The following is a 9,972-nucleotide window of genomic DNA, read 5'->3' on the forward strand; positions in this document are numbered from 1 at the left end:
TGGCTCGCCCCGCCGATCCCGGGCAACCCCCTGTGGGGATGGCTCGGACCGCTGCTGGTCACCCTGTTCGCGGGGGTGCTGCGGTTCGACCGGCTGGCCAACCCCCACGCCGTGGTCTTCGACGAGACCTACTACGCCAAGGACGCCTGGGCCCTGCTGAAGTTCGGCTGGGAGCACAACACCGTCAAGAACGCCGACAAGGTCCTCATCAACGATCCGAAGGCCGACATCTGGGCGGACGGGGCCTCGTTCGTCGCGCACCCCCCGGCGGGCAAGTGGATGATCGCCGTCGGGGAGTGGATGTTCGGGGCGACACCGTTCGGCTGGCGGTTCATGCCCGCGCTCGCCGGGACGCTGGCGGTGCTGATCCTGTGCCGGGTCGCCCGCCGGATGACCGGCTCGACGCTGCTGGGCTGCGCGGCGGGCCTGCTGCTGGCGGTGGACGGGCTGGCGTTCGTGACCAGCCGGACCGCGCTGCTGGACGTCTTCGTGATGTTCTGGGTGCTGGCGGGCTTCGCGTGCCTGGTCGCCGACCGGGACCGGTCGCGGGGGCAGCTCGCCGACCGGCTGACGGGCGACGGGTCGCCCTACGGGCCGTTCCTGGCGCACTGGTGGCGGATCGCCGCCGGGGTCTGCCTGGGGATGGCGTGCGCCACCAAGTGGACCGGCATCTTCTATGTGGCGGCGTTCGGGCTGATGACCGTGTTCTGGGACTTCGGGGCGCGGCGCGCCGCCGGGGTCCGCCGGCCGCTGGCCGGGACGCTGGCGCTGGAGTCGCCGCTGGCGTTCGCGCAGCTCGTGATCGTCGGGGTCGTCACCTACCTGGCGACCTGGTGGGGCTGGATCTTCCGGCCGGGCGGCTGGGGGCGCGGCGAGGCCTCCTCGAACCCGCTGTGGCGGCCGTTCGAGGCGCTGCCCCGGCTGTGGCACTACCACGCCGAGATGCTGAAGTTCCACAACGGCCTGGACGCCAAGCACGACTACCAGTCGTGGCCGTGGGACTGGCCGGTGCTGCGGCGGCCGGTGGCGTTCTTCTACAACGAGCCCAAGGGCGAGTGCGGCGCGGCCCGCTGCTCCCGCGAGATCCTGGGGATCGGCACGCCCGCGCTGTGGTGGGGCGCGCTGGTCGCGCTGGTGGTCTGCGCGCTGATCTGGCTGCTGGTGCGGGACTGGCGGGCCGGCGCGATCCTGCTGGGGTTCGCGGCGGGCTGGCTGACCTGGTTCCCGTCGGCGTTCGCCAACCGGACGATGTTCCTGTTCTACGCCACGCCGCTGATCCCGTTCATGGCGATGGCGGTGGTGCTGGTGCTGGGCTACCTGATCGGCCCGGCGCGGGCGCACGCGCCCGCGCACCTGGCGCCGCGGACCGACGAGGCGGGGAGTCCCCTGTCCCCCGCGCTGCCGAACGCCGCCCCGCGCCGCCTGGTCGGCGCGTCCATCGCGGGCGCGTACCTCCTCGTGGTGCTGGCGAACTTCGCCTACTTCTACCCGGTGCTGGCCGCCAAGGTGATGACCTACGAGGAGTGGAACGCCCGCATCTGGCTGTCCTCCTGGATCTAGCGGGCGGCGGGCCCCGCCCGGAGCCGGACGGGGCCCGCGCGGTCCCTACCCCTTCAGCAGTCCCCGCATCTCGGTGATCTCCTGCTGCTGGGTGCGGACGATCTCCCCGGCCATCGTCTTCGCGGCCGGGTGGGAGCCCTTGGCCTGCTCGTCCTTCGCCATGGTGACCGCGCCCTCGTGGTGCTCGATCATCATCGTGAGGAAGCGCCGGTCCAGCTCCCGCCCCTTGAGGCGGCGGAACTCCGCCATCTGCCCGGCCGTCATCATCCCGGCCATCCCGCCGTGGCCCTCGTGCCCTCCGTGGCCGGTCGCCGGGGCCTTGTCGTCGGGGAGGGGCGCGCCCCACTCGCGCAGCCAGCCGGTCATCGTCTCGATCTCGGGCCCCTGGGCCTTCCTGATCTGCTCGGCGAGCCTCCTGATCTCGGGGTCGGTCGAGCCCTTCAGCACGATGTCGGACATCTCCACCGCCTGCCGGTGGTGGGGGATCATCATCTGCGCGAACATCACGTCCTGCGCGTTGTACTTCCCCGCCGCCTGCGTGGCGGCCGGGGCGGACGAGGGGCTGTGGGCGTCGCGCGCCGTCCCCCCGCCCCCGCCGCAGGCCGCCGTGCCGATCGCAACGGCGGTCAGCACCGCCGCGAGCTTGCCGTTCACTGGTTCTCTCCCTGGTCATCACGGTCGTGTGGGCATGCCGAGGCGACCGGTGCCGTCCCACGATGGCACCCGGTCACCGGCCTGTCACAGCCGCAACACCGAGAGTCGGTACAGGTCGGGGGGCCGGGAGCGCGGCGGTCCCCGCCACAGGGCCGCGTTCCACGGCGACGTGCGCGGCACCGGCAGGACCCCGAGGAGCCGCGGCACGCCGAACGCCAGCAGCAGCACGCCGCCCAGCAGCGCGAAGCAGACCGCGCCGCTCTCGCAGCCCGTCAGGTGCCCGGCCACCCCGTCGCCCGCCGCGAACCCGTGGGTGATGGGCTCGCCGTGATGCCCGAGGCCGTGGTGGGTGGCCAGGACGGGTTCGGCGACGTGGACCGGTGACGGCGACGCCGACAGCCCGTGCATCGCCAGCAGCCCCAGCAGCAGCCCGAACCCGAGCAGCAGGAGGACCGCGCTCCGCGATACCCCCCGGCCGTTCATGTTCCCACGGTAGCGGCCTCCCGCGCGGCGGGGACACCGGGGCGGAGGGCACGCGCGCCCAGGAGGCAGACCAGCAGGGCCAGCACGCCGCCGAGCCCGGCCCCGGCGAACGCGCCGGGCACGCCCGCCAGCTCCTGCCCGAACCCGGACACGAACGAGCCGACCGCCCCGCCCGCGCCGATCGCCGCCACGACCCATGCGAACGCCTCGGTCACCGTCCCCACCGGGGCCAGCCGGTCCACCAGCGAGAAGCTGCACGCCAGCACGGGGGCCAGGAACACGCCGCTGACGAACGCCAGCACCGCCATGACCGGCAGCGCCGGGGCCCACACCAGCGGCAGGTAGCCCAGCGCCAGCGCGGCCAGCAGCCACGGCAGCCGCCGGTGGTGCTCGCCCGGCCACTCCCGCGCCCCGTACACCAGGCCGCCGGCCAGGGCCCCGGCCGACATCGCGGCCATCAGCACGCTGTGCGCGACGTCGCTGTGCAGGCGTTCGGCGTAGGCGGTCGAGGCGACCGCGTACACCCCCAGCGCGATGCCCGCCAGGCTCAGCGTTAGCAGCAGCACGCACAGGCCGGGCGAGCGCAGCGGCCCGGCCCAGTCGGCCGTCCGCGGCTCGCCGCGCCAGGACCGCGACGGCCCCGAGGTGACCACCACGAGCGTTCCGGCGACGCCGAGCGCGCCGGTCAGCAGCAGCGCGGCCTCGGTGTTCACCAGCGCGGCGGCGGCCACCAGCAGCGGGCCGACGGTGAACAGGATCTCCTGCGCGGCGGCGTCCAGCGCGTAGGCGGCCTGGACCTGCTCCCGGCTGGGCAGCACCAGCGGCCACAGCGCCCGCAGCCCGGCCTCCAGCGGCGGGGTGGCGAGCCCGGCGACCAGCACCGCCGCGACCGTGACCGGCAGCGGCCCGGACCCGGCCAGCGCCAGCAGCGCGAACCCGAGCCCCGACACCACGGCCGAGGGCAGCAGCACCCACCGCTGGCCGTACCGGTCCATGGCCCGGCCCAGCACCGGCTGCCCGGCCGCCATGGCCAGGCCGAGGACCGCGCCGAGCATTCCGGCGAGCGGATAGCCGCCGCCCTCGGCCCGCACGTGGAGGATGACGGCGAGCATCCCCATGCCGTTGGGCAGCCGGCCCAGCAGCGTCCCGCCGAGCAGCCGCCCGGCGTGGCGCAGTCTCAGGAACTCGACATAGGTCCGCATTCCGCTCCCGCCATCGTTCAGTCATACGTATTACTGTTCCCGTCATACGTACCACTTCTCGGGTGGTGCGTTCTACCGTTGTCTCCGTGAGGAAGAGCACCAGGTGACCGCGACCAGCCGCCCCACCAGCCGGGACGTGGCCCACGAGGCGGGCGTCTCGCAGTCCACCGTCTCCCTCGTCCTCGGCGGCAAGTGGGCGGGCCGGGTGTCGCCCGCGACCGTCGCCGCCGTCCAGGCCGCCGCCGAACGCCTCGGCTACCGCCCCAACCCGGCGGCCCGCAGCCTGCGCCTCGGCACCACCCGCACCGTGATGCTCATGGTCCCCACGCTCACCGCCCCGTTCTTCGGGTCGGTCTACGCGGGCGCGGCGCGCGAGGCGGTCCGGCACGGCCTCGGCGTCGTGGTCTACCCCTGGCCCGACGACGCGGGACCGGCCGACAGCCCGTTCGCCACCCCGCACGAGGCGATCGACGGCATCCTGGCGTCGTCGATGCCCGAGGAGGTCGTCGAACGCTTCCACGGCACCCCCGTGGTGATGCTCGACAGCGACCCCGGCGGCCGGTTCCCCACCGTGAACTTCGGCGTCGCCGACGGGATGCGGGCGCTGGTCGCGCATCTGGCGGGGCTGGGGCACCGCCGGTTCGGGCACGTGGCCGCGACGGTGAACCAGTGGACGTTCCACACCCGCCACGCCGCGCTCGCCGCCGCGGTGGCCGAGGCCGGCGGCACGCTGGCCCGCGCGGCCGGGGCCCTCGACATCGCCGAGGCCAAGGACGCGGCGGGCCGCCTGCTGGACGCCGCGCCGGACCCCGCCGCCCGCCCCACCGCGCTGGTCTGCGACGACGACCTGATGGCGGCGGGGGCGTACAAGGCCGCGCGCGCCCGGGACCTGGAGGTGCCCGCGGACCTGTCGGTGACCGGGATGGACGACGTCCTGCTGGCCACGGCCCTGGAACCGGAGCTGACCACCGTCCGGCTCCCGGCCGAGGAGCTGGGCGCCGAGGGGATGCGCTCCCTGCTCACCCTGCTGAACGGCACCCGTCCCGAGCCCCGCACCCTGCCGGGCGAGCTGGTCGTCCGCGCCTCCACCCGCGCCACCGGCCGGTAGCCCGCGAAAAGATCATTGGTCCGCGTCCAGTGGGTAGGGGCCCACCATGAGCGCCCACCCCTCCGAGACCGACCCCGACGCCCACCCCGGCAACCGGATCGGGGTGCGGCCGCCCCGCACCCGCGCGTGGCGGGACGGCGCCGTCGCGGCCGAGGGGTTCCCGGTCGCCGACCTCGGTGACCTGCTCGCCGGACCCGGCACGGTCGTGTGGGTGGACCTGTGCGCCCCCGACCCCGAGGACCTGCCGCCCGTCGCCGAGGAACTCGGCCTGGACCCGGTGGCGGTGGAGGACGCGGTGTCCTCGCAGGAGCGCACCAAGCTCGACCGCTACGCGGGCTACCTGTTCCTCAACGTCTACGCGCCGCGGATCGACGGCGCGAGGCTGGAGCTGCACGAGGTGTCGGCGTTCGTCACCGAACGGGCGCTGGTCACCGTCCGCCAGGACCCCGAGTTCGACGTGGACGCCCTGATCAGGCGGTGGGACGACGGCCCCGACCTCGCCGGCGGCGGGCCGCGCGGCCCTCTTCCGGCGGTGCTGCTGCACGGGCTGCTCGACCTGGTGGTGGACCGGCAGATGGACGCGGCGCAGGCGCTGGACGACGAGGCCGACGAGCTGGAGGACCTGATCTTCGCCGACGACCGCCCGGTCCGGGAGATCCAGCACCGCAGCTTCCTGCTGCGCAAGAACCTGATGGCGCTGCGCCGGGTGGCGCTGCCGATGCGCGAGGTCCTCACCACGCTGATGCACCGCGACCTGCGGCTCGTGACCGAGCCGATGCTCCCCTACTTCCAGGACGTCCACGACCACGCGCTGCGCGTCGGCGAGTGGACCGACGGGCTGCGCGACCTGGTCGCCAACCTGCTGGACACCCGGATCGCGCTGCAGGGCAACCGGCTCAACGAGGTGATGAAGAAGGTCACCAGCTGGGCGGCGATCATCGCGGTCCCGACGGCGATCACCGGTTTCTACGGGCAGAACGTGCCGTATCCGGGCGCGGAGCGGATGTGGGGCTTCTACACGAGCACGGCGCTGCTGGTGGTGTTCGGCGTGGGCCTGTACGCGCTGTTCAGGTGGAGGGACTGGCTCTAGCGCCGGTCAGGAGCGAGCGGACCGAGGCGGCCTCGGCGACGTCGAGGCGCTCGAACAGGGTCAGCGCCTCCCGCCAGCGGGCGCGGGCCAGGTCGGGGGCGTGCAGCGCGGCGTGCGCGTGGCCGAGGGCGACCAGCGCGCGGCCCTGCTGGTACTCCTCGCCGATCTCCCGGCCGATGTCCAGCGACTTGCCGGCGCTGGTGAGCGCCTGGCGCGGGCGGCCGCGCAGCAGCTGCGTCTCGGCGATGCGCAGCAGCAGGTAGGACTCGCGGGCGCGCAGCCCCTGCGACCAGGAGATCGCCAGGCCGTCGTCGAACCGGGCGACGGCCTCGTCCAGCCGGCCCTGCTCGCGCAGCGCGATCCCGAGGATGTAGAGGGCGTACGCCTCGGCGGCGGCGTGGCCGTGGGCGCGGGCCAGGCCGCGGGCGTGGTCGGCCACGGCCTCCGCCCGGACGATGTCGTCGCGGGGGCCGTCGCCGGCGGCGCCGCGTTCGACCAGGGCGTAGGCGATGCTGGCGGTGCGCTCGACCTCCCCGACGGCGTCGCCGAGGCGGCGGGCCAGGTCGCGGGACTCCTCCAGGCGGGCGATCGCCTCGGTGAGGTCGTGCTCGTAGAACGCCACGTGCGCGAGCAGGTCCAGGGCGGCGGCCAGCAGCCCGGCGTCGTCGGCGGCGCGGGCGAGGGCGACGGCGCGCTCGGTGTGCTCGCGGGCGGCGGGCAGGCGGCTGGTGTGGGTGAACAGGCGGCCCAGGGCGTGCCGGGCGCGGGCCTCGGCGCGGGTGTCGCCGCGCCGCGCCGCCGCCGCCAGCACCGCGCGGGCGGCCGGTTCGACCTCGCTCCAGCGGTAGCCGTCCTCCAGGACCGGGTCGAGGGCGAGCAGCAGCTCGGCGGCCCCGGCGAGCGCGTCGCCGGGGCCGTGCGGGGCGGTGTGCAGCGGGTCGCGGGCGACCTGCCGGACGAGGGCGAGCAGGTCGGGCAGCTCGCCCAGGGTCCAGGCGCGGGCGGCGTCGGCGGAGGCGAACGCCGGTCCGCCGTCCGGACCGTCCGCGGCCGGTGAGCCGGGGCGGACCAGCCGCAGCGCCCGCCGCTGGGTGGCGACGAGGAACTCCAGCAGGCGGGTCAGGGCGGCGCGGCGTTCGGCGGGGGTGTCCTCGCGTTCGGCGGTCTGCCGGGCGAACAGCCACAGCAGGTCGTGGTAGCGGTAGCGGCCGGGCGTGGGCGTGTCCAGCAGGCCCAGGTCCACCAGGGAGTCCAGCAGGGGCTCGGCGGGCTCGCCGAGCAGCGCGGCGGCCGCGGCGGGGGCGATCCCGGCGGTCTCGGGCAGCGCGAGCAGGCGGAACGCGCGCCGCTGCCGGTCGTCGAGCTGGTCGTAGCCGAGCCGGAACGTCGTCTCCACGGTCAGGTCGCCGACCCGCAGCTCGGTGAGGCGGCGCCGGTCGTCGGCGAGGCGGCGGGCGAGGGCGGCGACCGTCCAGCCGGGACGGGCGGCCAGCCGGGCGGCGACGATCCGCACCGCCAGCGGCAGGTGCCCGCACAGGCGCAGGACCTCGGCGACGGCGGCGGGCTCTGCGGCGGCGCGTTCCTCCCCGACGATGCCGGTGAACAGCGCGGACGCCTCGTCCGCCGCGAACGCCCGCAGCGGCACCGACCACGCCCCGGCCGGTCCGACGGTGTGGGCGCGGCCGGTGACGAGCACGGCGCAGCCGGGGTCGCCGGGCAGCAGCGGGCGGACCTGTTCGGCGTCGCGGGCGTTGTCGAGCAGGACCAGCACGCGGCGTCCGGCCAGGCGGGTGCGGTAGAGCGCGGCGCGTTCGGCCTCGCTCTCGGGCAGGGCGCCGTCGGGCACGCCGAGCGCCCGCAGGAACTCGCCCAGCACGGCGGCGGGCTCGGCGGGCCGTTCCCCGACGCCCTGGAGGTCGGCGTACAGCTGCCCGTCGGGGTGGTCGCCGCGCACCCGGTGCGCCACGTGGACGGCCAGCGCGGTCTTGCCGACGCCGCCCGCGCCGGACAGCGCGATCACGGTGGGGGCGGCGCCGGGCGGCGCCGTGAGGCGGGCGGTGAGGCGGGCGACCAGGTCGGCGCGGCCGGTGAAGTCGGCCAGGTCGGCGGGCAGCGACGCGGGCCGCGTCACGGGGCCGAGGTCGGGCTCGGGTTCGGGCGGGGCCGGGGCCGGGTCGCCCGCGAGCAGCCGGGCGTGCAGGCGGCGCAGTTCGGGGCCGGGATCGGCGCCCAGTTCGGAACGGAGCGTGCGGTGCAGCGCGGCGTAGGCCGCCAGCGCCTCGGCCTGCCGCCCGTCGCGGGACAGCGCCAGCATCAGTAGTCCGTGCAGGTCCTCGCGCAGCGGGTGCTCGGCCGTCAGCGCGGTCAGCTCGGCGACGGCCTCGGCATACCGCCCCAGCTCCAGGTCGATCTCCAGGCGGGACCGCCGGGCGGCCAGGCGGCGTTCGGCGAGCCGGGAGCGCTGCGTCTCGGCGAACGGGCCGGGCAGCCCGGCCAGGGGCTCGCCGCTCCACAGCTCCAGGGCCTCGGTCAGCAGCAGCCGCGCCGCGTCCAGGTCGGCGCGGGACCGGCCGCCCGCCGTCCGCCGCGCCGCCTCGGCCACGCGCCGGTCGAACCCGGTCAGGTCCAGCGCGCCGTCGGGGACGTCCAGCCGGTAGCCGTCGCCGGCCGACCGCAGGACCGCTGGCCGGGTCCGGTCGTTCTCCAGAACCCGCCGCAACCGGGACACATAGGTGCGTAGCGTTCCGACCGCCCGCGCCGGGGGCTCCTCCCCCCACACCGCCGCCACCAGCGCGTCGATCGGCACGGCGCGTCCGGAACGGAGGAGCAGCGTCGCCAGCAGCGCCCGCTGCTGGGGTCCGCCCAGCGCCAGTTCCTCCGGCGACGGCTCCCCGTTCCGCCAGGCGCGCACGGGGCCGAGCACGGCGAAGCGGAGGAACGGTGCATTCGTCACGAGGTGATTCTTCCTCATGAAACGGACCTTTATGGTGGTCATCGATGGACAATCGGCTAGCGGACCTGCGGTTCACAGTGCTGGGACCGGTACGCGGCCGGTGCGGCGCGGACGAGCTCGACCTCGGCCCGCCCCAGCAGCGCGCGCTGCTCGCCGCGCTGCTGCTGCGCGAGGGCCGGGCCGCCTCCGCGCAGGAACTGGTCGACGCGCTGTGGGGTGACGACCCCCCGGCGCGGGCGGTGGGCGCGCTGCGCACCTACGTCTCCCGGCTGCGCCGCCTGCTGGAGCCGGGCCGGGGCTCCGGCGACGCCGCGCGGGTCCTGGTCACGGTCGGCGGCGGGTACGCGCTGCGGCTGCCCGACGGAGCCCTGGACGCTGCCGACTTCGAACGCGACCTCGCCGCCGCCGAGGCCGCCCGCGCCGCGAGGGACCCGGCGGGGGCGCGCGAGCTGCTGCGGACGGCGCTGGGCCGGTGGCGGGGCGAGCCGCTGGCCGGATTGCCGGGGCCGTTCGCCGAGACGCAGCGCGCCCGGCTGACCGAGCGGCGGCTCACCGCGCTGGACCGCCGGTTCGCCCTGGACCTGGTACTCGGCGACCACGCCGAGATCGTCGCCGAGCTGTCGGCGCTGGTGGCCGAGCACCCGTTGCGGGAACGGCCGCGCGGGCTGCTGATGCTGGCGCTGTCGCGGTCGGGCCGCCAGGCCGAGGCGCTGGCCGTCTACGACGACGCCCGCCGCGTCCTGGCCGAGGAGCTGGGCATCGAGCCCGGACCCGAGCTCAGCGGGATCCACGCGCGGGTGCTGGCGTCCCCCGGCGGCCCCGGGGCGCCCGCGCCTCCGGCGGCGCGGCCCGCGCAGCTCCCCGGCGACGTGGCCGACTTCACCGGCCGCGCCGAACAGGTCGACGCCCTGTGCGCGGCGCT

The 9,972-nt window shown here is 76.0% G+C and carries 8 protein-coding genes; 4 read left to right on the forward strand and 4 right to left on the reverse strand.

Translation table 11 applies throughout. The annotated features are described in order from the left end of the window. The coding region (locus AKI01S_RS46595) for a dolichyl-phosphate-mannose--protein mannosyltransferase (protein WP_245682077.1) at positions 1–1,560 on the forward strand (1,560 nt) is incomplete at its 5' end. Positions 1,561–1,605: 45 nt separating this feature from the next. Here the strand turns inward: AKI01S_RS46595 and AKI01S_RS46600 are convergent. The 3 genes from AKI01S_RS46600 to AKI01S_RS46610 form a co-directional block, all read right to left on the reverse strand. Continuing rightward, complete coding sequence (locus AKI01S_RS46600) at positions 1,606–2,214, reverse strand: DUF305 domain-containing protein (protein ID WP_067832970.1); 609 nt, start codon at positions 2,212–2,214, stop codon at positions 1,606–1,608. Positions 2,215–2,298: 84 nt separating this feature from the next. Next, positions 2,299–2,697, reverse strand: a complete 399-nt coding sequence (locus AKI01S_RS46605; RefSeq protein WP_067832973.1) for a DUF6153 family protein — start codon at positions 2,695–2,697, stop codon at positions 2,299–2,301. Next, a complete protein-coding gene (locus AKI01S_RS46610; RefSeq protein ID WP_067832976.1) occupies positions 2,694–3,899 on the reverse strand; it encodes an MFS transporter in 1,206 nt (401 codons plus the stop codon). Before AKI01S_RS46610 ends, AKI01S_RS46605 begins: the two co-directional genes overlap by 4 nt. A 103-nt stretch (positions 3,900–4,002) precedes the next feature. Here AKI01S_RS46610 and AKI01S_RS46615 point away from each other — a divergent pair, with 103 nt between their 5' ends. Continuing rightward, positions 4,003–5,007 (forward strand): LacI family DNA-binding transcriptional regulator, encoded by a 1,005-nt coding sequence (locus tag AKI01S_RS46615; RefSeq protein WP_067832979.1) that lies wholly within the window; start codon positions 4,003–4,005, stop codon positions 5,005–5,007. 46 nt (positions 5,008–5,053) lie between these two features. Next, positions 5,054–6,097: a magnesium transporter CorA family protein gene (locus AKI01S_RS46620; RefSeq protein WP_084000928.1), complete on the forward strand. Its 1,044-nt coding sequence runs from the start codon at positions 5,054–5,056 to the stop codon at positions 6,095–6,097. Here AKI01S_RS46620 and AKI01S_RS46625 read toward each other — a convergent pair. Then, positions 6,075–9,050: an AfsR/SARP family transcriptional regulator gene (locus AKI01S_RS46625; protein ID WP_245682078.1), complete on the reverse strand. Its 2,976-nt coding sequence runs from the start codon at positions 9,048–9,050 to the stop codon at positions 6,075–6,077. The genes AKI01S_RS46620 and AKI01S_RS46625 overlap by 23 nt on opposite strands. A gap of 44 nt (positions 9,051–9,094) precedes the next feature. Here AKI01S_RS46625 and AKI01S_RS46630 point away from each other — a divergent pair. After that, on the forward strand, positions 9,095–9,972 hold an 878-nt coding region (locus AKI01S_RS46630; protein WP_169814137.1), incomplete at its 3' end, for an AfsR/SARP family transcriptional regulator.

It is taken from the genome of Actinomadura kijaniata NBRC 14229, assembly GCF_001552175.1.
GTDB lineage: Bacteria > Actinomycetota > Actinomycetes > Streptosporangiales > Streptosporangiaceae > Spirillospora > Spirillospora kijaniata.

Coding starts and splice junctions, on each gene's coding strand:
- AKI01S_RS46620 (WP_084000928.1), top strand. CDS start 5,054: ATGAGCGCCCACCCCTCCGAGACCGACCCCGACGCCCACCCCGGCAAC.
- AKI01S_RS46610 (WP_067832976.1), bottom strand. CDS start 3,899: ATGCGGACCTATGTCGAGTTCCTGAGACTGCGCCACGCCGGGCGGCTG.
- AKI01S_RS46605 (WP_067832973.1), bottom strand. CDS start 2,697: ATGAACGGCCGGGGGGTATCGCGGAGCGCGGTCCTCCTGCTGCTCGGG.